At 41.2% G+C, this 23,670-nt stretch carries 27 protein-coding genes; 15 read left to right on the top strand and 12 right to left on the bottom strand.

The genetic code is table 11. The features are described 5' to 3' along the window. Positions 1–245: 245 nt before the first annotated feature. Positions 246–896 (bottom strand): hypothetical protein, encoded by a 651-nt coding sequence (locus tag NOS7107_RS25640; RefSeq protein ID WP_044501149.1) that lies wholly within the window; start codon positions 894–896, stop codon positions 246–248. A 117-nt stretch (positions 897–1,013) separates the two neighbouring features. Further along, positions 1,014–1,586 carry a PadR family transcriptional regulator gene (locus tag NOS7107_RS25635; protein ID WP_015115852.1) on the bottom strand — a complete coding sequence of 191 codons (573 nt, stop codon included), beginning with the start codon at positions 1,584–1,586 and terminating at the stop codon, positions 1,014–1,016. Between the two features lie 106 nt (positions 1,587–1,692). On the opposite strand from NOS7107_RS25635, the gene NOS7107_RS25630 reads away from it, so the two are divergent. Together NOS7107_RS25630 and NOS7107_RS25625 are read left to right on the top strand one after the other, a co-directional pair. Continuing rightward, a complete protein-coding gene (locus NOS7107_RS25630) occupies positions 1,693–2,181 on the top strand; it encodes a DUF4188 domain-containing protein (RefSeq protein ID WP_015115851.1) in 489 nt (162 codons plus the stop codon). 141 nt (positions 2,182–2,322) lie between these two features. Beyond that, the gene (locus NOS7107_RS25625) at positions 2,323–2,691 is read left to right on the top strand and encodes a 2TM domain-containing protein (protein ID WP_015115850.1); all 369 of its coding nucleotides are present in this window, start codon (positions 2,323–2,325) and stop codon (positions 2,689–2,691) included. A 104-nt stretch (positions 2,692–2,795) separates the two neighbouring features. Here NOS7107_RS25625 and NOS7107_RS25620 read toward each other — a convergent pair whose 3' ends face one another. From NOS7107_RS25620 to NOS7107_RS29095, 5 genes are all read right to left on the bottom strand, one after another. Then, on the bottom strand, positions 2,796–4,175 hold the full coding sequence (locus tag NOS7107_RS25620) for a DUF2330 domain-containing protein (protein WP_015115849.1): 1,380 nt from the start codon (positions 4,173–4,175) through the stop codon (positions 2,796–2,798). 14 nt (positions 4,176–4,189) lie between these two features. Then, positions 4,190–5,044: an RnfABCDGE type electron transport complex subunit D gene (locus NOS7107_RS25615; protein WP_015115848.1), complete on the bottom strand. Its 855-nt coding sequence runs from the start codon at positions 5,042–5,044 to the stop codon at positions 4,190–4,192. Positions 5,045–5,151: 107 nt separating this feature from the next. Further along, on the bottom strand, positions 5,152–6,159 hold the full coding sequence (locus tag NOS7107_RS25610) for a WD40 repeat domain-containing protein (RefSeq protein ID WP_157374147.1): 1,008 nt from the start codon (positions 6,157–6,159) through the stop codon (positions 5,152–5,154). Positions 6,160–6,299: 140 nt separating this feature from the next. Further along, positions 6,300–6,593, bottom strand: a complete 294-nt coding sequence (locus tag NOS7107_RS25605; protein WP_015115846.1) for a hypothetical protein — start codon at positions 6,591–6,593, stop codon at positions 6,300–6,302. 280 nt (positions 6,594–6,873) lie between these two features. Further along, entirely contained in the window at positions 6,874–7,044 is a 171-nt protein-coding gene (locus tag NOS7107_RS29095) for a hypothetical protein (protein WP_015115845.1), read from the bottom strand. 310 nt (positions 7,045–7,354) lie between these two features. Between NOS7107_RS29095 and ald the strand changes: the two genes are divergently transcribed. Continuing rightward, positions 7,355–8,446, top strand: coding sequence for an alanine dehydrogenase (gene ald, locus NOS7107_RS25595; RefSeq protein WP_015115844.1), 1,092 nt, complete (start codon positions 7,355–7,357; stop codon positions 8,444–8,446). A gap of 167 nt (positions 8,447–8,613) precedes the next feature. Here the strand turns inward: ald and NOS7107_RS25590 are convergent, their stop codons facing one another. Further along, entirely contained in the window at positions 8,614–9,285 is a 672-nt protein-coding gene (locus tag NOS7107_RS25590) for a hypothetical protein (RefSeq protein WP_044501147.1), read from the bottom strand. A 41-nt stretch (positions 9,286–9,326) separates the two neighbouring features. Continuing rightward, positions 9,327–10,649 (bottom strand): AAA family ATPase, encoded by a 1,323-nt coding sequence (locus NOS7107_RS25585; protein WP_015115842.1) that lies wholly within the window; start codon positions 10,647–10,649, stop codon positions 9,327–9,329. 301 nt (positions 10,650–10,950) lie between these two features. Here NOS7107_RS25585 and NOS7107_RS25580 point away from each other — a divergent pair, with 301 nt between their 5' ends. From NOS7107_RS25580 to NOS7107_RS25570, 3 genes are all read left to right on the top strand, one after another. After that, the gene (locus tag NOS7107_RS25580; protein ID WP_015115841.1) at positions 10,951–12,396 is read left to right on the top strand and encodes a cytochrome ubiquinol oxidase subunit I; all 1,446 of its coding nucleotides are present in this window, start codon (positions 10,951–10,953) and stop codon (positions 12,394–12,396) included. A gap of 265 nt (positions 12,397–12,661) precedes the next feature. After that, positions 12,662–13,675 carry a cytochrome d ubiquinol oxidase subunit II gene (cydB, locus tag NOS7107_RS25575; RefSeq protein WP_015115840.1) on the top strand — a complete coding sequence of 338 codons (1,014 nt, stop codon included), beginning with the start codon at positions 12,662–12,664 and terminating at the stop codon, positions 13,673–13,675. Between the two features lie 35 nt (positions 13,676–13,710). Next, positions 13,711–14,112: a DUF2809 domain-containing protein gene (locus tag NOS7107_RS25570; RefSeq protein ID WP_015115839.1), complete on the top strand. Its 402-nt coding sequence runs from the start codon at positions 13,711–13,713 to the stop codon at positions 14,110–14,112. 6 nt (positions 14,113–14,118) lie between these two features. On the opposite strand, the gene NOS7107_RS25565 is transcribed toward NOS7107_RS25570, so the two are convergent. After that, positions 14,119–15,429 carry a DEAD/DEAH box helicase gene (locus tag NOS7107_RS25565; protein WP_044500352.1) on the bottom strand — a complete coding sequence of 437 codons (1,311 nt, stop codon included), beginning with the start codon at positions 15,427–15,429 and terminating at the stop codon, positions 14,119–14,121. A gap of 298 nt (positions 15,430–15,727) precedes the next feature. Here NOS7107_RS25565 and NOS7107_RS28840 point away from each other — a divergent pair, with 298 nt between their 5' ends. From NOS7107_RS28840 to rpsU, 3 genes are all read left to right on the top strand, one after another. After that, entirely contained in the window at positions 15,728–15,898 is a 171-nt protein-coding gene (locus NOS7107_RS28840) for a ssl1498 family light-harvesting-like protein (protein WP_015115837.1), read from the top strand. Positions 15,899–16,236: 338 nt separating this feature from the next. Beyond that, entirely contained in the window at positions 16,237–16,545 is a 309-nt protein-coding gene (locus tag NOS7107_RS25555) for an RNA-binding protein (RefSeq protein ID WP_015115836.1), read from the top strand. 218 nt (positions 16,546–16,763) lie between these two features. Next, the gene (rpsU, locus tag NOS7107_RS25550; RefSeq protein ID WP_015115835.1) at positions 16,764–16,952 is read left to right on the top strand and encodes a 30S ribosomal protein S21; all 189 of its coding nucleotides are present in this window, start codon (positions 16,764–16,766) and stop codon (positions 16,950–16,952) included. A gap of 137 nt (positions 16,953–17,089) precedes the next feature. On the opposite strand, the gene NOS7107_RS25545 is transcribed toward rpsU, so the two are convergent. After that, positions 17,090–17,641 carry a hypothetical protein gene (locus NOS7107_RS25545; RefSeq protein ID WP_015115834.1) on the bottom strand — a complete coding sequence of 184 codons (552 nt, stop codon included), beginning with the start codon at positions 17,639–17,641 and terminating at the stop codon, positions 17,090–17,092. 61 nt (positions 17,642–17,702) lie between these two features. Between NOS7107_RS25545 and NOS7107_RS25540 the strand changes: the two genes are divergently transcribed. The 3 genes from NOS7107_RS25540 to NOS7107_RS27450 all read left to right on the top strand — a co-directional run bounded on the left by NOS7107_RS25540 (position 17,703) and on the right by NOS7107_RS27450 (position 20,147). Further along, complete coding sequence (locus NOS7107_RS25540; RefSeq protein WP_015115833.1) at positions 17,703–18,722, top strand: daunorubicin resistance protein DrrA family ABC transporter ATP-binding protein; 1,020 nt, start codon at positions 17,703–17,705, stop codon at positions 18,720–18,722. A gap of 92 nt (positions 18,723–18,814) precedes the next feature. Further along, entirely contained in the window at positions 18,815–19,693 is an 879-nt protein-coding gene (locus tag NOS7107_RS25535) for an ABC transporter permease (RefSeq protein WP_015115832.1), read from the top strand. Between the two features lie 43 nt (positions 19,694–19,736). Continuing rightward, positions 19,737–20,147, top strand: a complete 411-nt coding sequence (locus NOS7107_RS27450; protein WP_015115831.1) for a hypothetical protein — start codon at positions 19,737–19,739, stop codon at positions 20,145–20,147. A gap of 176 nt (positions 20,148–20,323) precedes the next feature. Here the strand turns inward: NOS7107_RS27450 and NOS7107_RS25525 are convergent, their stop codons facing one another. Beyond that, the gene (locus NOS7107_RS25525) at positions 20,324–20,761 is read right to left on the bottom strand and encodes a peroxiredoxin (protein ID WP_015115830.1); all 438 of its coding nucleotides are present in this window, start codon (positions 20,759–20,761) and stop codon (positions 20,324–20,326) included. Positions 20,762–20,940: 179 nt separating this feature from the next. On the opposite strand from NOS7107_RS25525, the gene NOS7107_RS25520 reads away from it, so the two are divergent. The 3 genes from NOS7107_RS25520 to NOS7107_RS25510 all read left to right on the top strand — a co-directional run bounded on the left by NOS7107_RS25520 (position 20,941) and on the right by NOS7107_RS25510 (position 23,349). After that, positions 20,941–21,345, top strand: coding sequence for an Npun_F0494 family protein (locus tag NOS7107_RS25520; RefSeq protein WP_015115829.1), 405 nt, complete (start codon positions 20,941–20,943; stop codon positions 21,343–21,345). 273 nt (positions 21,346–21,618) lie between these two features. Further along, positions 21,619–23,094 (top strand): cobyric acid synthase CobQ, encoded by a 1,476-nt coding sequence (gene cobQ / locus NOS7107_RS25515; protein ID WP_015115828.1) that lies wholly within the window; start codon positions 21,619–21,621, stop codon positions 23,092–23,094. A gap of 15 nt (positions 23,095–23,109) precedes the next feature. Beyond that, positions 23,110–23,349, top strand: a complete 240-nt coding sequence (locus NOS7107_RS25510) for a 2Fe-2S iron-sulfur cluster-binding protein (protein WP_015115827.1) — start codon at positions 23,110–23,112, stop codon at positions 23,347–23,349. The last annotated feature ends 321 nt before the right edge of the window (positions 23,350–23,670 follow it).

Here is a 23,670-nt window from a genome sequence, read left to right as displayed (position 1 = left end):
GTAATCTTACGGTAATAAATTTAATTTTTTTACAGATAAATGGAAAAATCTCAAATAATGCCTGATACTATTTATACTATATTTTTAGCGATTCATAAAGATGAAGTAAATACTTGCAAAGTAATATCTAATAGACTAAGCCAAGTACATATAGGGAACACCTGTGGTATCACAAGAAAGCTGACGCTGCTCAGGTCACTAACACTAACGGTAACAAGTCTAAACTCACCTACAACCTTATACCTTCATAAAATACCTTCTGATTCCGCGAATTTTCGCAAGCGTGGCAGACATTGACGCTGATAAAAGCTACTTAAGGTAGGAATAGGTAATTCAAATTCCTCTGATAGTTCTTTCCAACTAACTTCGGGCGGTAAGCGTTTGAGAATCAAGACCTGACAAGTCACATCTGGGCGACCTTTGATATGAATACTGCGTAATTCTCCATCTGCATCAGCCTTTGCCCATGTTTCGACATTTTCGAGAATTGGCGGGACTTGGGGTGTCGCCTGAAGATTGTCTGTAAAATCAATAGTTTCTGTATTTCCACTTGACCAAGACTGCCGTACTTGTAGAGGAAGCGTTAAGGCTTGTTCTCGATGATGGTTGAGGTAAAAATCTTGGAGTCTGCGTTTGAGATAAGCATTTAACCAAGTGACCACAGTACCATAAGTCGGGTCATAGGTCTGACCAGTTAAACCATCGCAAATATTCCGACAGAAATACAACCAAGTTTGTTGCAAAGCATCTTGATAATAGGGAGTACTTTCTCGCCAAAGTCTGCCTGAAATTAACCGAATGATTTTGGTCAGCAGCTTTTGACGCTGCGGATTTCCTGGAGGATAGCCGCAGGCTTGAGTAACTAAGTTGCGTAACTCTTCATCGAGTTCCATGATGGCAATTTTGACAAAAAAATAGCAAGAATATTCTAAGTATTGCTTACAATGACACTCCAAATATTAACCTTATGTTATGGATAGACAATCTTCTTGACTAGAAGATTCAAGATTTATTTAGTACTTCAAATCAATTGTGTCAGCAGGACTGCTTAAAAAAGTAATCATTTCGTCACACCAAGCTAACCAGGCGTTTTCAGACTGAATTCCGCATCTGAGGGTGACATATTTAAATTTCCAATCATCGGGTAACTCTTGGGGTTTGAGAAAGAACTTTTTCTCAATTTCTTGGTAAACAGCGAGTCTTTGGTGATGCTCACGGCGATGAGTTTCTAGTTTTGACACGATAGTTTCACGCTTGACTAAATATCCAGCATATAGCTTGACAAGTAGATCATTTTTTAATGGGGTTGCAGTTTCAGCTTCCACAATCCAATCACATAACTGCTGTTTGCCTGAGTCTGTAACGGAATAAATTTTTTTATCTGGGCGGTTTTCTTGCAAGACTTTTTCCGCTTGCAGCCAGCCTTTTTCTTCGAGGCGATTTAATTCTCGATAAATCTGCTGAAAGCTGGCTTCCCAAAAAAAACCAACGGAACCTTCTACAGATTGATCAAACCTTTTAGCTAAGTCATAACCACTACAAGGGCTATTTATCAATACTGACAAAATTGCATGGGCTAAAGCCATAGTTTTTTGTTGACATATTCACAAAGTTGAATATATCATGTAAGCTATATTCAACTTTGTGAATAATATAATAATTGAATATAAACAAGATAAGGAGAATCTAGTCATGACAAAAGTAATGCCAGGACGCTTCACGGCTGAAGTAGACTCACCATTTGTAGTTTTCTTGATTGGGATGCGTGTTAACCAATTTTGGTCTTTTTCCCAGTGGCTACCTGTGGCTCAAGCAATGGCTCCTATGCTGAAAACCTTACGTGAGCATCCCGAAAAAGGCTTTTTGGGTGGAGAACAGTTTTTTAATTTGTCTCCGTTATCGGCTGTGATGGTATCATACTGGCGATCGCTAGAAGATTTAGAACACTTTGCCCGTAATCCGTCTGATCTGCATTTACCTGCTTGGCAGCGTTTTAACAAAGCCGTTGGTAATGATGGCAGTGTCGGGATTTGGCACGAAACTTACATCATCGAACCAGGACATCACGAAGCAATTTATGGCAATATGCCAGTTTTTGGTTTAGCCGCAGCCACCAAACCCGTTCCTATCACCAAGCTGACTGATACAGCTAGGGCCAGAGTGCAAAAAGTCATCAATTAATTCCTGTGAAATATTCTGAAAAAGTTCTGAAAGCACAAAACTCTACTTTAATTTGCACAATGATGGCGAGAGATGGAACGCCAAAAAGAAATTCTTGGTAACTCTGTCATCATCCCTAATGGAATCTAGGAGCATAAATCTATGACTTCCTTTCGCCCAGAAGATGTGCAGCAGATTCTTCAGCGAGCAATGGCTGATAAACAACAAGAAGATTTTTCCGAACAGCAGTTACAAGAAATGGCCGCAGAGCTTGGTATTTCATTTGTCAGCCTGCAAACAGCACAACAACAATGGCAACAGGAGAAAGAAATCATGAAAAGGCGGCAAACATCTAACTCTCACCGCCTACAAAAAATCAAGCCTCATTTGATTAGCTTTCTTGTGGTTAATCTCTTTTTAATTGTGTTGAATTTGGTAGTTAGTCCTGGTTACTTCTGGGCAATTTACCCCCTACTAGGTTGGGGATTGGGTCTTGCTCTCCATGCTGCTAGTGTTTACCTACAACAATAGGACTTACGCAGTGCAACGACCAATTAATAGTTTTAGTCAGAGGTTTAGGGGTGTGAGGGTGTAGTGTTCAAAAACCTTACACCCGTATAACCAGCTTTGCTCAACTACATTCCCAGCCAGGATAAGAAATTTTCCCACCAAGAATAATTCAAATCACCCAGACTCAACTTCATTCTGCGGCGAATATCTTGGATATTCCAATTGGTAAGCTTTGCCAAAGTTTGGGCTTCTTGTTCAAACCGCTTGGGTAAAGACCGCTTGTATTCTCTACCAGCTTGACATTTGAGGTCGCCTGTAAAGGGATGCTGTAAAATGTATCTTCCTTGAAAAGATTCTTGATTAGAGGTGGCTTGAAACATTGGGTCTTCTGGGAATTTGTCGCGGGTGTAGCGGACGTGCAATCGGGTTATGAATACGTTGCTACTAGAAAACGACGGACGACGGCGGAAGTTTGGTGGCGCTGTTACGTCATCATTGGCATTATTATCTAACCAAAATACACCTGCTTGCTTGAGTTCTTCTTGATTAAGGGGTTCGGCTGAACAAGGATCGCAACTACTCATATCCCAAGCGTATTCTAAAAAAGCTACCTTTCTGTCTTCTTTGAGATATGCCGTTTGGAACATGGACTTGTAGAAATCACTAAATTCATTTTTAACAAACACAGGAATATTGGCATCAGAGGGAACTTTCACGGTGCGGTAGTTAGTGATTTCTGCTTGCCCTTTGGGTGATAGGACATAGACAATTAAATCCTGGGCTGCGTTGGCATTAATCATGCCCAAACGAATGGGCAGCATGAACTTGGGTGATTGGTAAGAAATTTGTAGGGGACGGAGGAACTGATAGCCAGATTGCTCAAATTTATCGAGGTTGACTTTCGCCACAAAGAATTTCATCCCGGAGCGAATGTATGGTTTAAGTAGCTGTTTCGCACCCCTGGGAATTTTGTAACCGTTGCGATTGAGCCAAGTTTCTAGTCCGCCGGATTCTTTAGCACTCAAAATCACAATGTCGTATTCGCCGACGTTAAAACGTGCTTCGACTGTTACGCCTAAATCATTCGCACTACCTCTGGCTGCTCCGGCTCTAGCTCTAGCTGCTGGCGCGGGTACGGCTTCGTTAAGTACCCTGTCGTATTCAGTACAAGGATCAGAGTCAAAGTATTCTACTAAGCGCGGCGCACTAAAAGCATCTAAACGTTCGACAATCTTGGGTGGAGCAATGCGGACTTGCTCTTTTTTTAAGACTGTTGGCACAGGTACAACCATTGCAAAATCTTTGACTTCGCCTTGAAAGTCATTAGCCATAGTTAACACGGTGCGATCGCCATCCCGCGCCAAAATTACTTGAGATGCTTGGTTGTATAATTTACTATCGGCTTTGGCGACATAAAATCCACAAAATGCCCAGGCTGTCGGGGCAAAACACAGCACAGCTAATACTGTGATTAATGATGAAATTATCAGTCGAAATCGCTTCATTTTATACCTCTTTTTTAAAGTGCTGAGTCAATAGTTATTTGTTCTTTGTCATTGGTCATTTGTTGTTCCTTCCCTTGTTTCATCTGCTCCAACCAAGAAAATCTGGGAGATGACCACAGCCAATCAATCACAATGGTCAATGGTGCAAGGGCAAACAATGACCAAAATACGGCTGTGGAGATGAAGAAATTATTTCGCAGGATGAAAGTTAAGCTGGCGATGCAGATAGCCCAAATAACACGCCCGATTTTGGCGTTGGGAATGGAGCGCGGATCTGTCACCATAAATAAGGCAAACAGCAGTAAGGAACCACTCATTAAGCGATGCCAATACACATCCCAAGTCCAACCTAGATAAAGGTTGCGTAGAGCTTCTAGTAGAGAGTAGGAACCTAAAAAAGCTGCCGTGGTATCCCAGCGACCAACTCTTTGCAGAATCAGGCCGCCAGTCCCGGCAAATAATAGCCCATACCACCATTCTTCGCCCCACTGTCCTGGTGATACCCACGCATCGGAGGTGAGAGTTAAGACTGTGATAATGCCAAAATTGGCAGGATTGAAGAAATGTTTATCGCCAACTTTCAAGAAAAATTTACTAGCGATCGCACTGACTGCGGCTAATGCCATTGTTGCCCAATGGTCAACCCGCAATAGTAAGCTGAGTCCAAGGGCAGTAATCAACGCACTACGCAGATTTAGCTTTGGTTCTTGATGATTTACCAGTGACAAGATCCACTGCGTTGATAAACAAGATGAGATCGCCACAGCAATTATTTCTGGTCGCAGTGTCCAGTCCCTTGTGCCAATTCCCAAGGCTAGAAATGAACCCAGAAATAGAATTTGATAGTCCCGTATATCTTTCAGCAACATTACCCCTACATTCAGGGATTACCCGGAGATTTTTCACCAATCTAGTCGAGTAAAAGCTCAAATACCATTGCTGTTACAGATTTTGTTACAAATAAGATTGATGCAATTTACTGACGTTTTGGTCGGATGGTTCCCCAAATGTTGACTCTGCCGTCAAAACCGCCGCTGGCTAACAGTCTGCCATCAGGACTAAAAGCGATCGCACTCACCCAATCACTATGTCCATAAAGTGTATTTAATAACTCGCCTGTAGTTAAATCCCACAGTTTAATGCCATCTCTACCGGCACTGGCTAGGATTTGGCCATTGGGGTTGATGGCGATCGCATTGATCCAATTATTATGTCCTTTGAGGATACGGACTAAGCTCTTTGATTGAATATTCCAGAGTTTAATGGTGCGATCGCGGCTGGCACTAATTAAGGTTGTGCCATCTGGTGTAAAAGCTACAGAGTTCACAGCTTGGGAATGTGCCGAAAATGCTCTAATTAATTTTCCTGTCTGCAAGTCCCAAAGCTTGATTTGACCTTTATTATCGCCACTAGCGACAGTCTGTCCATCAGGGCTGATTGCCACTGTATAAATTGAGTCACTAACTTTGATTAGTGTTGTCAACGGGCGTTGTTGTAACAAATCCCACACCCGAATTCCGTCTAAAGCACCACTTACCAGGACTTTACTATCAGGCGATACGGCTAAAGACAAGACATTGCTGGTGTGTCCGACAAAAGAACGACGGAATTTATTATTTTTCAGATTCCAAAGATTAATTGTGTTGTCAGTACTACAACTAACTAGAGTTTGACCATCTGGCGCAATCACCAAAGATTCTACAGAGGTTTTGTGTGCTTTACTATTCGCCAACCTTTTACCAGTTAAAGGGTTCCACAAGCGAATTGCACCATCATTTTCTGCGCCACCACTGGCGAGAATTTTGCCATCTGGACTAAATGCTAGAGATTTAACAGTTCCGGCATGTCCCACTAAGCTATAAATTAGCTGAGGATTGACAAAATTAGTAGGAGCTTGGGAATCTGGTATTTGGGCGATCGCCGCACGTGCAGTATAAGTATCAAAACTTTGCCAAATAGTTACTGGCAGAGTTAATGCTGCCATAAATGCCAAAACAATATATGGGCGTAGCCGAGAGCCACTCCCTATTTTTCCCTCACTCCTCACAAATTTTTCCTCACTGCTTAAAAAGTTAAGTCAATTTATTTCACAATTGTGACTCAACATTTCCGACTCAGCACTTCTTAACGAGGTGGTTTTTTCTTCACCACAGTTAGTATAGGTAGCGTCGGACTAGATGAGCGCGAGGGTAAGTAATGTTGCACCACAGGTTCCTCTGGTATGGGGCGATGCTGCTGCATTCGCCACAACTTAAAGGCGAGACTGATACCTGCTGTTCCTAACCCAACGGCTAACAATGACCAACTATCATCAAATCCACCAATCACAGCATCTACAATGCCTATCGTTATCAAGATACTGATAATTGGCTCTTTTCTGTAGGCTGATTTCAAAAAACGAGGTAATGCAGCATTCATCACAGCTTGGTTTATCCAAATCACCTTTGTGTCAGTTTACCGAGAATACCTCACCGCCAGATGTCTTTTATCAAAAACACATCTAAATATTATAATTTTGATCAGTAGGTGAGGAAGTGTAACAATTAGCTTTCTGGCATATTTGCCACCCTACGAAGTTATAGACAGAAAATCTAAGAGATAGTTCTCTTGATAAAGTTTTAACCAGCTGAACATGCCAGCTGGTTAAACCTGTCTACTTACTAGCTTACAACTAGAAAGCTTTTGCTTGGTGATAGCACTACTTAAGACCGAGCCAAGATAGCACACCTTGATTGGTAACGTATTCAATTACCACCATTAAGCCAAAGCCAATCATCGCCGCCCGACCATTCAGACGTTCGGCATATTCATTAAAACCAAATTTGGGATCTTCTAGTTTAGGGGTAACTGTTGGTTGTGTTTGTGTCATGTTCAAAAAACCTCTGTTCGGCAAACGGGACTTGAATGTAAAACGTTAAATCAGCACTTTTGTAAGATTTGAGCAAGAGAACTTGAAAGCTCTAGCAGCTTCTCAAATTTAGCTGTGCGAAGGCTCGTTTAACAATTTGTAATTATTCTTTATATATTGTAGTCAACTATGACAATAGTCAAGGGTAAGAGTTTTCAGCTTTGTTACCGTGAAAGGGAAAACTAAGGTTGTAGATAGCTATATCTAATACGGAAGTGTCAGTCCGAGACTGGCAGGCTAAATTAAACCAAAAATTCATCAGAGGCGTTATATGGAAATTGGCGTTCCCAAAGAAACGAAAGACCAAGAGTTTCGAGTCGGTTTAAGTCCATCTAGTGTGCGAGTGCTACACGAAAACGGGCATAAAATTTTTGTCCAGACACAAGCAGGTAATGGTGCTGGTTTTACGGATGCAGATTACATCAGCGCTGGTGCAGAAATTGTCTCATCAGCAGAAACAGCTTGGAATCGAGAATTAGTAGTTAAAGTCAAAGAGCCGTTATCCAGCGAATATAAATTTTTGCAAAAAGGGCAAATATTGTTTACATATTTGCATTTGGCAGCCGATCGCAAATTAACCGAACATTTAATTGATTGTGGCACTTGTGCGATCGCCTACGAAACTGTAGAACAACCAGGCCCTAACAGACTACCCCTACTCACACCTATGAGTGTCATAGCAGGTCGGCTATCAGTGCAGTTTGGCGCGAGATTCCTAGAACGTCAGCAAGGTGGTAGAGGAGTACTTTTAGGCGGTGTTCCTGGTGTTAAACCGGGTAAAGTTGTGATTTTAGGTGGTGGTGTAGTCGGCACGGAAGCAGCGAAAATTGCTGTGGGTATGGGTGCAACTGTGCAGATTTTAGATGTAAATGTTGAGCGTTTATCTTATTTAGAAACTTTGTTCGGTTCTAGAGTTGAATTACTTTATAGTAACTCTGCCCACATAGAAACTGCTGTTAAAGAAGCTGACTTACTTATCGGTGCTGTTTTAGTTTTGGGACGCAGAGCGCCAATTTTGGTACCCCGCGAATTGGTACAAAAAATGCAGCCTGGTTCAGTAATTGTTGATGTTGCTGTTGACCAAGGCGGTTGTGTGGAAACCTTACATGCCACCTCCCATACCAACCCTGTATACATTGAAGAAGGCGTAGTGCATTATGGCGTTCCCAACATGCCAGGCGCAGTACCTTGGACATCAGCCCAAGCACTTAACAACAGCACATTACCATTCGTTGTGCAGTTAGCAAATTTAGGCATCAAAGCCCTGGATGTTAACCCATCTTTAGCCAAGGGTGTAAATGTGCAGAATCATCGCCTTGTACATCCGGCGGTGCAAGAAGTGTTTCCTGATTTGGTAAATTAATCTCAAATAACTGTGTATTAGCCGGATATTTTTTGACATTTTGCCAAAATTGCAACTGACAACACAGTGATAATTTTAGGTTTGATTTTTCTAAAAACTTACCCTAATCCCTCCTTATTGATGAAGAGGGATTAGATGGTGTAATCTACCACTAATAAGCTGCAAATTCAACTTGATGCAGAGTTACACAAATTATTTAAGTAGTTATAGAGTTCACGAAATAAAGGGCATCTTTTTTGAACTTCATTGGAATTGATATAGCTTAATAACTCAGGTGTATGTAATCCTTTAGAAAAGCGTGTTGAACTACTATCAAACTCATCAAGAACACTTGAATCAACTAGTGCTTGTGATAATTTTTCTTGACAACAACCTCTTTTAGGGTCGTACTCACTAAATGATTCTGGATTATCAAAAGGAATATTTTTTTGTTTACTCAACCACCAACGCATACGCTCATGTCTACCTTTAAAATCGGGATGTTTTGCTACTGAATTGTTCCAATCTGCAAGAATACAAGCTTCCAATTCAGGAGATGCAAACCCAACAAACTTATTTATATTGTTACAGTCGGGGATTATTGATATTTCTGCTAAGATATTTTCTTTTTGCTCATTGGGATTGCGACAATCTAAATCATCAAAAACTAATATTAAAGTACACTCATTTGGTGTGTACTTTAAAGCAGTAGGTAACTCTCGCTTAATTTGCTCAATCAAACTTTTACCAGTTCTGCCATAACTATTGACTTTATTAGGTTTAGGGCCAGGCTTTTGATATACTGGCGTTTTTCTTTCAAATTTACAACCGGGAAAAGTTCTTTCTAAAAAAGGAATCAAGCCTCTAACCTCAGCTTCCCCACCACCAGCAAAAACCCATACTACCACGGCCATCCTCCAACGCTGGGGTCGCCGATACGATACAAATCACCTAATTGCCATCCCTCTTCTAATTTTTCGTTAAGTATTTCTTTTGAGAGAGTTTTGATAGAGAAATGGGTTTTATCTTTTGAATAAAAACAGAAAACATTTTCTAAAAAATCTGTAAAATGGTCTAAAAGGTCAGGACTGTGTGTGGTGATAATTACTTGAGTTTTTGTAGCAGCTTTTTTAATCCACTCAGCTAAAACTGGCATCCATGATACGTGCAGTCCTAATTCTGGTTCATCAATTACTAGTAACGACGGTAGAACTGGGGAATGTAAGATAGTAGCCCAACATAACATTCTCACCGTGCCATCAGATAATTCATTTATATAAAAAGGTTCTTTGATATCTTCAAAGTACCATTCTAAAGTTAGAGATAGTCTTCCAGAACGTATAGGACGCAGACGACGGCTTTTAGGTAAAATTGATTTCAAAGCTAGGTTGAGACTTTCTTCAAAATCTATATCTCGTTGAAATAAGTTATCTATTACTAACGGTAAGTTATCTCCAGTTTTTGATAAATAAATGTCACTTCCTCCCAGTTTTGGCTCTGACATTCTGATGAGATTTATGTCCATATTATTGGCGTTATAAAATTGCCATTTTGAAACAAACTCTATCAAGTCCTTTCTAACTTTGTAAACAGGTGTAGAATAAACAGGATGTTTACTATATTCCAGCAGCTTGAGAATAGAAGAAAAGAGTAAAGAATTCTCTCTTATATTATTTGAATCCGTCAATGTGATATTATCGGATTGGTCTATTTTATTAGAGATTGATATAGAATTTCTACCAAATATGTCAAACAGAGCTTGATAATAATAAAATGGATTAGATGCTGATTTACCTATTTTTTCAACACCGTATAAATCTTCTTTAGAGAGAAAGAATCCTCCGAAGCCATTTCTATTTCTACTTACATCAAGCTCTAAATTAAATAATATATTATTAAAGCATATATTATTTTGATTTGGAAGATTTTCAGGAAAATAAAAACAGTATATAAATTTTACTTGATCCGAGTTTTTAACATTTGCATCTAAGATTCTATCACCACCAATTTGTAAAACCGCATCTTTAAAGCTACTAACGCGACGACTTTCGTCAGTAATTTCTGTTAGGCTATCTCTTAAAAGTTTTAAGCAACTGATATAATTACTTTTCCCTGAACCATTTGAACCTATAAATATGTTTAAATTTTCCAGATTAATCGCATCTTCTAATGACAAATTCTTATAGTTTTTAGTGACAATAAACTTCAGTAGTGGTTGATTCATATTAGATTTAATAAGAGTTGAGTAGTTTTCTAAATTAAGACTTACATAAAAAACCTCTCAAACTCTCATTCCTCTGTGAACTCTGCGTCTGGAGTAGTTGGATTTTCCATAGTTTATGCGTAAGCCCTGATAAATAGACACGACTTTTTTCAATTCTACATATTTATTGCAGATGAGCATCAAAGAATGTGTTATTTAGGCAATTTAGGAAAATATTAATCTAAATGTAACCTTTTGAAATATTGTGACGAAGAGTCAAACGTTTATCCTAAAGACTGTGGTTTGCTAGTGGAGAAAATTCGTGGAGTTTTTATCCGATTCAGTGGTGCTATCACGGATGCAGTTTGCGCTGACAGCGATATTTCATATACTTTGGCCTGTACTGACTACAGGAATGGGCATTTATTTGGTGATTGTTGAGGGACTCTGGCTAAAAACTCGCAATCCTGATTATTACCTTCATGCGCGTTTTTGGTCGAAGTTTTACGTCCTCAACTTTGGAATTGGGGTAGCTACGGGTATTCCAATGGAATTTCAGTTTGGGACTAACTGGGCTCCTTTCTCGGAAGCTGTGGGGAATTTTTTTGGTAGTGTGATTGGTTTTGAAGCTTCTTGGGCGTTCATGCTAGAAGCAGCTTTTTTAGGAATTATGTTATTTGGTTGGGAGCGCGTCAATCCTGCGATTCACTATCTCTCGACAATTTTGGTGGCTGTGGGTGCGAACCTTTCGACTTTGTGGATTTTGACAGCAAATTCTTGGATGCAAACACCAGCCGGTGGGGAGATGGTGAATGGCAAGTTTGTTGTCCATGATTATTTTCAGGCGATGTTCAATCCTTTCATGGCTAACAGTGTGCTGCACATGTTTTTTGCCACACTGGAGACTTCGCTATTTGTCATTGGCGGAATTAGTGCTTGGTATATTTTGCAAAAACGCCATCCAGAGTTTTTTGCCAAGTCTTTAAAGATAGTTTTAGCAGCTGCGATCGCAGTTACTCCATTACAAATATATATCGGTCATTTAAGCGGCGAACAAGTTTATCACTATCAACCCACAAAACTCGCCGCAATGGAAGCGCAGTGGTCAAGCACACCCGCAGGACAACCCGCAGATTGGAGTCTGTTGGCCATACCCAACGAAAAAGCCCAAAAAAATGATTGGGAAATTACCATTCCCAATGCCTTGGGTTACATTCTGGAATTCAAGCAGAATCTTTCTGAACCAGTACGCGGCTTAAAAGAGTGGAAACCAGAAGATAGACCACATTTGGTAGGTTTGATTTACTACGCCTTCCGTGTGATGATCGCCATTGGATTTTTCTTTGCTGGATTAATGCTGTTGAGTACTTTGCAGTGGTTACGTGGGAAATTATCAGCCAAAAATATTACTCAGCAACGTTGGCTGATGTTAGCTTGGGTATTTGCTGCACCTTTAGGATACATCGCTGTCGAATCAGGCTGGATTGTGCGTTGCGTGGGACGACAACCTTGGACGCTTTACGGACAAATTCGGACAGTTGATGCAGCATCCCGTCTTCCTGCAAGTAACGTTTTAACTTCCCTCACGGCTTTTGCAGTCGTTTACAGCTTGTTATTTATCGCCGCGATGTATTTTGGTAGTCGCATCATTCGCAGAGGGCCAAATCTTGAATTACCGATTCCCGGTGCAGAAATTACTAAAGCCGCTGTCGATACTACACCAGGGGAGTTTGTAGCAGATGAACGTCCTGTTGAAGCACAACAATAAAAAGTCTGAAGTGTGAAGTCTGAAGTCTGAAATGGGGGGTGTAACGAAGTCTAGCAAGGAACTCAAGTTCCTTACTCATAGCAAAAGTACTAAACATAGCCAAGATTTTTTAGTCTACTTGAGTAGACTTCAGCTATTAGCCTTGAACTTAAGTTCAAGGCGGATGAATAAGTTAAACCCAACATTCTAAAAATTTTGTTGGGTTATTCTGTTACCTTTTATCTGTTAACTATCCCCTGGTAAAACTATTTAAATAGGATATTTTATGGAGACGCTCAAGTATTTTCTACCGCAAGTTTGGTTTGTAATTTTAGCTCTATTTTTATTCCTTTATGTCATGTTAGACGGCTTTGATTTGGGAGTAGGTATCTTATCTCTTACATCCTCCGATGATGAACGTCGAGGAATTTTAATGACTAGCTTAAGCAACATTTGGGATGCGAATGAAACTTGGTTGGTGTTAATGGGAGGCGGATTATTTGGGGCTTTTCCTTTGGCTTACGGCACAATTTTAAATGCTTTGTATATTCCAATTTTTGTTATGGTGTTTGGGTTTATTTTTCGCGGTGTAGCGTTTGAATTTCGAGAATTATCCAGACGCAAGTTATTTTGGAATTTTGCTTTTGGGACAGGAAGTTTTATCGCTGCACTTGGACAAGGATTCGCCCTTGGTGCCGTACTCAAAGGTATTAATGTTGATGAGACAGGACATTTTATTGGTAGCACCTGGGATTGGTTAAGTTTGCCATCTTTGCTAGTAGCATTAACTTTAATTCAAGGATATGTGTTGATTGGGTCAACATATCTCGTGTGGAAAACCACAGGAGATTTACAGGAAACCCACTACAAAACTGCGAAAATTGCCGCTTTGACAACATTAGTGGGTGCGATCGCCATTACAATTAGCACACCCATAATCTATGAAAGTGCCAGGTCTCGCTTATTTCAACAGCCTTTAGTTTATATTTTTACTCTTATTCCACTTCTGGGTGTCTGGTTAATTTGGCAACTTTGGCAGAGTCTCAACCGCAAAGAAGAACGAGCGCCTTTTGTCTGGACAATTCTGTTATTTGTATTGTCCTTTATTGGCCTAGGTTTGATTGTTTTTCCCTACATCATCCCCACAAGAATTACTATCTATGAAGCATCAGCCGATCCGAGTTCCTTAGTAATCATGATTATTTTTATCGGCTTTTTGATTCCGGTGATGTTGTTTTACAACCTTTATCAATATATTGTTTTTCGAGGTAAGGTGACAGGCAATAACTACGGGGAATAGTATGGGGAGGAATATTTGATTGGAAACGCCACATAATGCCACTCTTTAAAAGCCTGCGCTGGCGAACAATTTTTTCTCTGACTATTATTCTCCCCATTGGACTTTTCTACAGCCACTATCGCTATTCTGTTTCGTGGTTAAACCAAGAAGTAGGCGGGATTTTTTACCAGATATTTTGGTGTTTGTTCGCCTTTCTATTTACAACCACTCGCGCTTCTGTTTGGCAAATCCCTTTATGGGTATTGGTTATTACTTCCTTAATAGAGTTTATGCAATTGTGGCATCCACCATTTCTGATTTGGGTACGTTCATTTTGGTGGGGCAGAATGTTAATTGGTACTGCCTTCACCTGGGTTGATTTTCCCTATTATTTTATTGGGAGTGGCTTAGGATGGCTGTGGTTGCGGCTGATAGTTCGGGGATCAAAACTAAAATAATTTAGCCTAACGGTGTGATGTGTCAGGACGATCATCAGATTTTTTAGCACCTTTCACCGTTTGCCGAGGCGATTTTTGTGATGTGGGTTTAGTACTAGAGCGATCGGGACGCTTTTTGCCTTTGGGTCTATGCTTGCGTTCATCGGTAATTGGTTCGGGCTTGATTTGTGAATTAGCACCAAAACCAGTAACCACTTCAAAAGGCAATCGTTGTTTAATTAGCGTTTCGATATCTGCCAACAGATCATATTCATCGGCACACACCAGCGATACAGCTTTACCTGATGCACCCGCGCGACCAGTGCGACCAATGCGATGAACATAATCTTCTGGAACATTGGGTAAATCGAAATTGACCACATGAGGGAGTTCGCTGATGTCGAGACCACGTGCAGCAATGTCTGTTGCGACCAATACCTGTAAACTGTCGTTTTTGAATTTAGCCAAAGCGTGGGTACGTGCCGATTGACTTTTATTACCGTGAATAGCCAGTGCTTGAATACGTTCTTGGGTCAACTGCTTCACCAGACGGTCAGCACCATACTTTGTCCGCGTGAACACTAGCACTTGATACCAGTTATTTTGCCGAATCAGCTGAACAAGTAATTGGCACTTGCGATCGCGATCTACCTTGTAGACTTTTTGTGTCACAGTGTCGGCAGTAACGTTACGGCGTGCTACCTCGATCATCTCTGGGTTATCTAGCAACCCGGTAGCTAGTTCCTTGATTTTGTCCGAGAAGGTAGCGAAGAATAATAAGTTTTGTCTCTGTTTTGGTAAAAGCGAGAGAATGCGACGGATATCACGGATAAAACCCATATCCAACATCCGGTCTGCTTCATCCAGGACTAAAAACTCAACATTTGACAGGTTCACCGTCCGCTGCTGTACATGGTCTAGCAGTCGCCCTGGCGTAGCGACCAGAATATCCACTCGACCTCTCAACAGCTTTTTTTGTGGATTAATGCTGACCCCGCCAAACATCGCCATCGTGTTCAACTTCAGGTACTTGCTATACTCACGCACATTTAGCTCTACTTGGGCGGCTAATTCACGAGTCGGAGTGAGAATTAGCGCCCGAATTGGGAAACATTCATAAGATGTGCTTTTAAGGCTCTTTTCAGACGACAATTTTTGCAGCAGCGGCAGAGTGAAGCTGGCAGTTTTTCCAGTCCCCGTTTGCGCCCCAGCTAACAAATCACGCCCTGACAAAACGGCAGGAATCGCCTGCATCTGAATAGGCGTGGGTTTGGTGTATCCTAGCTCGGTGACAGCACGGATGATTTCATTAGACAAGCCGAGATGAGAAAAAGACATAGAACTCCGTAAATAACATCGGCCTGTCGCCGCTGGCGGCATCAGTCTTAGGCGGACGCACATTTGAAGGGTGGGATGGGCAGTACGCAAAGACTGAGAGCGAATGCCGCAGTTCTGCATTTTAACAGAGTCGAGTCTATAACTTTAATCCTTTTCAGATATTAGGACTGACGCTCCAGTCATCCTTGATAAGCCTATCTTATAGATAGTATTTGTTATTTATTGTCAAGTGCTATTGAATATTTGTAACAATAAAGTTAGAATTATTTATATAAAGTAACAAATCACAAAAAAAATTATGTATACCACCATTAACGAAAGCGGTCTTCTGAATAACTACGCAACTGAACCCCAAATTTACTACGCTGAATATCCCAACCAAGAGAGGCAAAATCGTTACAAATTACAAGGTGCCGTTGCTACCCTACTAGTTACTGCTCTAGTTTTGCTTGCCTTGGGCGTTAGCTAAGATTTTTGAACTTCAGTTAGGTTATCTTTACTCATCGCCATTTGGACTTCTCCTAATTTCCTCGGTACTTAAAGCCGAGGTTTTTTGTTGGAGTGAGCGCCTGTGAAGAGAATTAGCGCTCCCTGGGCTTTCGCCGATACTAGAATATGTCACACTAGTTTCAAATAATGCTTCTATTTACGGGATGCAGAAAATTCCCTTATATGTCATCTTAGAAAATGAGAGTTAATTCGGTGAGTATTTTTGTTTTTAGTATTGACAGGATTTTACCTTTTAGTATTTACAGAGTTTTCTCCGAAATTTACATCTCTACACACTAAAAATTTTGGAGACAGTCAATGTCAATTTATGTAGGCAACCTCTCTTACGATGTTACAGAGAATGATATTACAGGCGTTTTTTCTGAATATGGCACGGTAAAGCGGGTACAAGTACCTACAGACCGGGAAACAGGCCGTCTGCGCGGCTTTGCTTTTGTGGAAATGGGAACAGAAGCTGAAGAAGCCGCTGCGATCGAAGCTCTTGATGGTGCTGAATGGATGGGTCGTGGACTCAAAGTTAATAAAGCCAAGCCCAAAGAAGACAGAGGTTCTTCTGGTGGCGGTCGCGGAGGATACGGTGGCGGTGGTGGACGTAATCGCTACTAAGCTTGATAGTGTTGCCCATTTTATAGGGTGACATTTTTTTTGATGTTAGAGACTAGAGGCACTTAGGCTAGAGAAGATATACCGCATTTGATTGGTAATTGCTATAAAACCAGAAATTTGAAGAACGAATTTTTCGGTCAGGCAAAAAATTTATCTTTTTTTTACACTGTTAGTGCCTGCTCAGTCCATTGATGAATTTAATTTAATGAGGAGAGATAATGACCCAAATTATAGTGGGTGAAAATGAACACCTGGAGTCAGCCTTACGCCGATTTAAACGAGAAGTTTCCAAGGCGGGAATTTTTCAAGATATGAGGAAGCACCGTCACTTTGAAACGCCTATTGAAAAATCTAAGCGTAAAAAACTTGCCTTGCAAAAGCAGGGTAAGAGACGTTTCCGCACTTAAAAAGTAATTATAGATATAAACAAAAACCCTCATAAACGCTATGAGGGTTTTTCTTATGATATCTAGCCGCAGTAAGCAATTGAACGTTTTAACTCAATTGTCGAATATTCATCACCAGGTAATTTGGGACGATTGGGTTATGTGATAATTTCATGTTTTTTGCCATTATATTGATTAAATATTGAGCGATGGGATGAATAACTGAATTCATCGTCACGTTCTTCATATTGTTGAATCCAATTTTGGAGAAACTCGAATGTTTGCGCCTGTTCCTCGATTGATTTGAATTTGTGCGGCTCCCAGGGTCGATTAAGGTTATTTTCCAGACACTTACTAATACCGGGATTTAGGAAATAGATTTCAGTTGAGAATTGGATCGCAATTTTGATTAGCGTACTGTAGCAGCCTTCAATTACCCAAGAAATATTATTTTTTATGAAGTTTCGTAGAGCCTTTTCTGAATCTGCTTGAGGGCGGCGTATGGCAATTTGGTTTGGTTGCCAAACAATAGTATCGAGATCAAGAATTGGAATCATGAGGTCTTTAGCAAGCTTATTTGCAAGAGTGCTTTTTCCAGAACCAGAATTGCCAAATATTAAAATTCTATACATTGTGGTGATTTTATTCCTTAGAAGTCCCCAATCCATAAAATAAACGAGTCGTATCCCAGCGATCGCTTCACCTAACACTACTCAACTACAATAGATATATAGACTTTGTTGCGAATTGTATAGTTAGGGATTGGCTGTCATGGCTCCCGCCGTTTTAATTCAAAATCTGCAAAAGCGCTACGGTACTGTTGAAGCCGTCAAAGATGTTTCTTTTGAAGTCGAGTCAGGAGAAATCTTTGGTTTACTCGGCCCCAACGGTGCAGGTAAAACTACTACTCTGCGTGCTTTGTGTACCCTCACCACTCCAGATGCTGGCAAAATTGAAGTATCTGGAATTTCTGTGTTGGATAACCCCAGAGTAGCAAGGCAAAAACTCGGTTATGTAGCGCAGGAAGTTGCTATAGATAAAGTGTTGACTGGACGAGAACTGCTGCAATTACAAGCGGCGCTTTATCACCTCCCTGGCGCGGTAGCAAAACAGCGAATTCAGACGGTTTTAGATTTACTGAGTTTGCAAGAATACGCTGATAAAAAGACAGGAACTTATTCTGGTGGTTTACGCAAACGCCTTGATTTAGCGGCTGGGTTACTCCATGCACCGGATGTATTGGTGTTGGACGAACCATCCGTAGGACTAGACATCGAAAGCCGTTTTGTTGTGTGGGATTTCCTGCGGAAGTTGCGGGTATCAGGAACAACAGTATTAATTACCAGCCATTATTTAGAAGAGATTGACGCACTAGCAGATCGCGTCGCTATTATTGACCGTGGGATTGTCATTGCCACAGGTACACCCTCACAATTAAAAGATAGAGTAGGAGGCGATCGCATTACCTTACGCATTCGGGAATTTTCTCCCCTTGAGGAAGCCGAAAAAGCCAAAGACCTCTTACAAGCTTTACCTTTTGTCCAAGAAATCATCATTAACAGCGCTCAAGGTAATTCTCTGAATTTAGTAGTCACACCCCAAAATGATGCCCTAATTACCATTCAGCAAACCCTCAATCATGCAAGCTTACCAATATTCGGCATCGCTCAATCTCGCCCTAGCTTAGATGATGTGTACCTCGCAGCCACTGGACGCACCTTAATGGATGCAGAACTGGCCGCAGTGGCTAACCGTGATCCCAAAGCAGAAAAGAAGCAAAATATGAGATAGAAATTCTGAAGTGTGAAGTATGAAAATAAAATTCACACTTCACATTTCGCACTTTACATTTCATACTTCACACTTCATACTTCATACTTCCCATGAGTGTAACTCCTAAATCTGATGTCAACTGGCAGCAACTAGCCTCACCTGCTGATGCTGCACCTAATTTTTTGGGTGACTTGACCCAAGAAACCCTGGCTTTAACTCGTCGCTTGTTTATTCAATTACAACGCCGTCCCTCAACTTTATTGGCGGGAATTATTCAGCCTGTCATGTGGCTGGTGCTATTCGGCGCTTTATTCCAGAACGCACCCAAGGGTTTATTTGGCAATACGACAAATTACGGTCAATTTTTAGCTGCTGGCGTAATTGTTTTTACCGCATTTGCTGGCGCATTAAACGCCGGATTACCTGTGATGTTTGACCGCGAATTTGGCTTTTTGAACCGTTTATTAGTCGCACCCCTAGCATCGAGGTTTTCGATTGTCTTTGCTTCCGCCATCTTTATTATTAGCCAAAGTTTACTCCAAGCGGCTGTAATTGTTGGTGCAGCAGCCTTTCTGGGGGCAGGGCTACCGGATGCAGTGGGTTTGAGTGCGATCGCCCTCATTGTCTTTCTCTTAGCGTTGGGCGTAACTGCTATTTCTCTGGGTTTAGCTTTTGCTCTACCTGGACACATTGAATTAATTGCAGTGATTTTTGTTACCAACCTGCCTTTACTGTTTGCCAGCACAGCTTTAGCGCCTTTATCTTTCATGCCCAAGTGGTTACAAGTTGTGGCTACACTGAACCCACTTAGCTATGCAATTGAACCTATCCGCTATCTCTATCTCCACAACAATTGGGGATTGGGTAGTATAGTCATGCAAGCACCTTGGGGTGATGTTACTTTTGGTGGTGCTTTATTAATTTTGTTTGGCTTTGCCGTTGTTGCCTTATTCAGCATTCAACCCCAATTACGGCGGACTCTTGCTTAAGATAAAAGCATGGTGTCGTTGGAGCGTATTAGAGAAGAATCTCATGCAAAAATCATTTTTATCAGTTAAAAGCTGCTGTGTGGCTACCTTAGCCGGCATTGGCTTTGCCTCTTTTCTCTTATCACAACCGAGTTTGGCTCAACTTAATACAATTGATGCCAATCCTGGTGATAATTCCCTAGATAATACCAATCCATTTTCGACTAACTCAGGTGGACTAAATCCTCTTGACCTAATTCATCGCGCTCAACTTGGTAATCTCAACTGGAATACTCAACAAAAAGATGACGAATTAAATTCAGCGGTGGCCGAATTAAACCGAAAGCGGGCTGCACTCAAACAAAATCCCAATCAACCAACAAATACTACTTCTGGACAAGCAGTTCCTGGTTTACCAGCCATCACATCTCCCAATGTGACTTCTCCAGTACAAATTGTCCCCCCAGGAAACTGAATCATATTCAAAAACCTCACCTTGTCTGTAAATTCTTGACTGAAGCTAGGTTTGTAGTCAGTACAAGGAAATAAAGACAAAAGGTGAGGTCAATAAATTTTAGATTTTGCGGAAAGTTGCGTGCGGGGGTTCCCCCCGTTGAGCAAACTTTCCAAGACAGATTTTGGATTGAGCAATTACAGCCCCAGTGCCGCTAAAATATCGCTGGCGTGGTTAGATGTATTCACGTTGGCATCAACATGAATAATTTTGCCACTGGGGTCGATGATGTAGGTGACACGCTTGGCATAACCACCACCATCAACATCGTAAGCTTGAATGAGAGACTTATCGGTATCTGCCAGCAGGGGAAAGTTGAGATTGAATTTTTGGGTAAAAGCTTGATGAGACACTTCATCATCGGCACTCACACCCAAAACAACCACATCTTTACCTTGATATTGCTCTTGAGCATCGCGGAAGCTACACGCTTGTTTGGTGCAGCCTGGAGTGTCATCTTTGGGATAAAAATACAAAACAACTGTCTTACCAGCAAAATCAGATAATGAGATGGTGTTCCCATTCGTATCTTTGACGGTAAATGCAGGTGCATTTGTACCAACTGCTAGAGGCATAATGAACCTTTCCTGTTTGGTGTTTGTTGATGACTTTGAAATTTTACAATAATTTACAATAATTAAATGTATTACTGAAAAAACAGTGTAAATACCAATATCTAGATAATTTTTCTCACAGTAAATAACTAGTAATCTAAAATACTTAAATTTTTGTCCAATCACCAAAACATACTTAAATGGCTATTATTGATTCCCCAAACTCGAAAATCTTCTCTTACTCACGTACCACAGTAGAAAGAGCCGAGCGATCGCTAATTTGTTGTCCTTTCACTGTTGGTTTATTCACAGCCATGCGTAACCAGAGTGTACCATTAAATGCGATCGCCCTAGAAAATGGTGTCCAGCAAGGTTATACTCAGCGTCCCTTATCAGAACTGAGTTGTTATAACGCTTTGGACTGGTTAATCCAAGTCGGTGTACTGCGGCGCGAAGTTGATGGCCAGGGAATTACCGATAGTTTTCGCCTCACGCCTTTAGGTTATCAACTAGTAGAAAAATATCAGGGAAAAAATTGGACTACCCCTTCCTGGCAAGATTACCTGTACAATGCAGGCATCCGTTGGTTGAGACTACCTTTTTAGAATTGAAAATCTTAAAGTTAATATTTAGGTTACAAAAGGGAACAATATATCTACGGAAGCATCAAACCCAATATAAATTCTTCATCAACATCTGACCAATTTTTGCAGATTTTGATGAGAGTTATGTAAGTAATCTGGGCCATTAACTTGGGTGTGAATATTTTTCCTACCTGTAGTTCTGTTAGCTTCTTAACGTATAACTGTTGATGAACGGATGGCAATATCACCCGTTCATAACCTATTCCACCCTATTATAAAAAACCGACATTAAGTATGAAAGCAATTATGGTAGTGGGGACAACATCCCACGCAGGGAAATCACTCTTAACTACTGCTATTTGCCGTTTGTTGTCACGGCGTGGTTGGCGAGTGGCTCCCTTTAAAGGTCAAAATATGGCTTTAAATGCTTATGTCACTGCCAATGGGGGCGAAATTGGTTATGCACAGGCGGTACAAGCGTGGGCTTCTGGGGTGGTTCCTTGGGTAGAAATGAATCCCATTTTACTGAAACCCCAAGGTGATATGACTTCCCAGGTAATTGTTAAAGGTAGACCTGTAGGACGAGTTAAAGCAGCAGATTACTACGAACAATTTTTTGACCTTGGTTGGCGAGCCATAGAAGAATCTCTTCAACATCTATCCACCGAATTTGACATATTGGTTTGCGAAGGTGCAGGGAGTCCAGCAGAAATTAACCTTAAGCACCGCGACCTGACAAATATGCGGATAGCCAAGTATTTAAATGCACCTACAATTTTGGTAGTAGATATTGACCGTGGTGGTGCTTTTGCCCATGTAGTCGGGACTTTAGAATTACTTGACCCAGATGAACGGGATTTAATTAAAGGTATTGTCATTAACAAATTCCGTGGACAGCGATCGCTTTTAGATTCAGGGATAAAATGGCTAGAAGAACGCACCAAAAAACCTGTGATTGGCGTTTTACCTTACTTTCAAGAAATATTTCCCGCTGAAGACTCCCTCGATTTACTAGATCGAAAATCATATAAAACTCAAGCTGACTTAAATATAGTTGTCATCCGCTTACCCAGAATTGCCAACTTTACCGACTTTGACCCCTTAGAATCAGAACCGACAGTTTCTGTGAGATATCTCAGCCCAAAACAAGACTTGGGACACCCAGATGCGGTAATTCTTCCTGGGACAAAAACCACCATTGCCGACTTAATTTTATTGCAGAAAAGCGGTATGGCAGAAGCAATCCAAAATTATGCCGCTTCTGGTGGGACAGTTTTAGGGATTTGTGGCGGCTATCAAATGTTAGGACAAATTATTGCTGACCCTGAAGGTATAGAAGGACAAGCCGGCAGATTTCAGGGTCTAAATTTATTGCCCATTAGAACCGTCATTACAGGACAAAAAATTGCTCGTCAGCGTCAAGTTAGCTCAAATTATCCCCAAGCAGGCTTACCAGTCAATGGGTTTGAAATTCACCAAGGGCGATCGCGCATCGAACAGCCACCAGATAGTCAAGCATTTCAAGCCTTATTTGATGATGTTAATCTAGGGTTGGTGGATAGTTGTCAATCAGTTTGGGGTACTTATCTGCACGGACTATTTGATAACGGCCCTTGGCGACGTGCTTGGTTAAATCGCCTGCGTCAACAGCGCGGTTTAAAATCCTTGCCCACAGGTGTAGCCAACTACCGAGAACAGCGAGAGCAAATCTTAGACTCGCTGGCTACGGAAGTAGAACGCCATTTAGACTTAACACCCTTTTTGTCATAGTTAGCCGAAAATTTCATGAGTGTTAGCGTGCGATTTTTACCAGATGATGTCATCATCAATGCCGAAGTGGGAGAAGCACTCTTAGATGTAGCCGAACGCGCTGGAGTGATTATTCCCACTGGCTGTCTCATGGGTTCGTGTCACGCCTGTACGGTAGAACTGGAAGATGGTGATGTCATCCGTGCTTGCATTTCCTCAGTACCGCCAACCGATGAGGAGTTGAAGATACATTTGTTTAGTGACCCAACTTGGTAGTTTTTGAATTTTTCAAGATTTGGATAGAGTGGCATTAGTAAATTAATTGGCATTAAAAACTATGCCGAAAAAATTCGAGAGCTGAAGCAAATGCTTCGCCAAGTTGGTTTTACAGAACTACCCGGCAAAGGCAGTCATACTAACTGGATACATCCTTTGTATGCTGGAAAAATCACAGTTTCAGGTAAATAGGACTTACGCAAAACACCTCTCAAACTCTCATTTCTCCGTGACCTCTGCGTCTCTGTGGTTCGATTTTCCGTAGCCTGTGCGTAAGTCCTAGTAAAGATGGAGCAGATGCTAAACGCTACCAAGAAAAGG

The organism is Nostoc sp. PCC 7107 (assembly GCF_000316625.1).
Taxonomy (GTDB): Bacteria; Cyanobacteriota; Cyanobacteriia; order Cyanobacteriales; family Nostocaceae; genus Nostoc_B.
Note: the sequence above shows the minus strand (reverse complement) of the source record. Positions and strands in the feature narration are given on the sequence as shown.

Coding starts and splice junctions, on each gene's coding strand:
- NOS7107_RS29095 (WP_015115845.1), bottom strand. CDS start 7,044: ATGACACAAACACAACCAACAGTTACCCCTAAACTAGAAGATCCCAAA.
- ald (WP_015115844.1), top strand. CDS start 7,355: ATGGAAATTGGCGTTCCCAAAGAAACGAAAGACCAAGAGTTTCGAGTC.
- NOS7107_RS25605 (WP_015115846.1), bottom strand. CDS start 6,593: ATGAATGCTGCATTACCTCGTTTTTTGAAATCAGCCTACAGAAAAGAG.
- NOS7107_RS25555 (WP_015115836.1), top strand. CDS start 16,237: ATGTCAATTTATGTAGGCAACCTCTCTTACGATGTTACAGAGAATGAT.
- cobQ (WP_015115828.1), top strand. CDS start 21,619: ATGAAAGCAATTATGGTAGTGGGGACAACATCCCACGCAGGGAAATCA.
- NOS7107_RS28840 (WP_015115837.1), top strand. CDS start 15,728: ATGTATACCACCATTAACGAAAGCGGTCTTCTGAATAACTACGCAACT.
- NOS7107_RS25635 (WP_015115852.1), bottom strand. CDS start 1,586: ATGGCTTTAGCCCATGCAATTTTGTCAGTATTGATAAATAGCCCTTGT.
- NOS7107_RS25585 (WP_015115842.1), bottom strand. CDS start 10,649: ATGAATCAACCACTACTGAAGTTTATTGTCACTAAAAACTATAAGAAT.
- NOS7107_RS25535 (WP_015115832.1), top strand. CDS start 18,815: ATGAGTGTAACTCCTAAATCTGATGTCAACTGGCAGCAACTAGCCTCA.
- NOS7107_RS25610 (WP_157374147.1), bottom strand. CDS start 6,159: ATGGCAGCATTAACTCTGCCAGTAACTATTTGGCAAAGTTTTGATACT.
- NOS7107_RS25525 (WP_015115830.1), bottom strand. CDS start 20,761: ATGCCTCTAGCAGTTGGTACAAATGCACCTGCATTTACCGTCAAAGAT.
- NOS7107_RS25510 (WP_015115827.1), top strand. CDS start 23,110: ATGAGTGTTAGCGTGCGATTTTTACCAGATGATGTCATCATCAATGCC.
- NOS7107_RS27450 (WP_015115831.1), top strand. CDS start 19,737: ATGCAAAAATCATTTTTATCAGTTAAAAGCTGCTGTGTGGCTACCTTA.
- NOS7107_RS25615 (WP_015115848.1), bottom strand. CDS start 5,044: ATGTTGCTGAAAGATATACGGGACTATCAAATTCTATTTCTGGGTTCA.
- NOS7107_RS25565 (WP_044500352.1), bottom strand. CDS start 15,429: ATGTCTTTTTCTCATCTCGGCTTGTCTAATGAAATCATCCGTGCTGTC.
- rpsU (WP_015115835.1), top strand. CDS start 16,764: ATGACCCAAATTATAGTGGGTGAAAATGAACACCTGGAGTCAGCCTTA.
- NOS7107_RS25625 (WP_015115850.1), top strand. CDS start 2,323: ATGACTTCCTTTCGCCCAGAAGATGTGCAGCAGATTCTTCAGCGAGCA.
- cydB (WP_015115840.1), top strand. CDS start 12,662: ATGGAGACGCTCAAGTATTTTCTACCGCAAGTTTGGTTTGTAATTTTA.
- NOS7107_RS25520 (WP_015115829.1), top strand. CDS start 20,941: ATGGCTATTATTGATTCCCCAAACTCGAAAATCTTCTCTTACTCACGT.
- NOS7107_RS25540 (WP_015115833.1), top strand. CDS start 17,703: ATGGCTCCCGCCGTTTTAATTCAAAATCTGCAAAAGCGCTACGGTACT.
- NOS7107_RS25570 (WP_015115839.1), top strand. CDS start 13,711: ATGCCACTCTTTAAAAGCCTGCGCTGGCGAACAATTTTTTCTCTGACT.
- NOS7107_RS25620 (WP_015115849.1), bottom strand. CDS start 4,175: ATGAAGCGATTTCGACTGATAATTTCATCATTAATCACAGTATTAGCT.
- NOS7107_RS25630 (WP_015115851.1), top strand. CDS start 1,693: ATGACAAAAGTAATGCCAGGACGCTTCACGGCTGAAGTAGACTCACCA.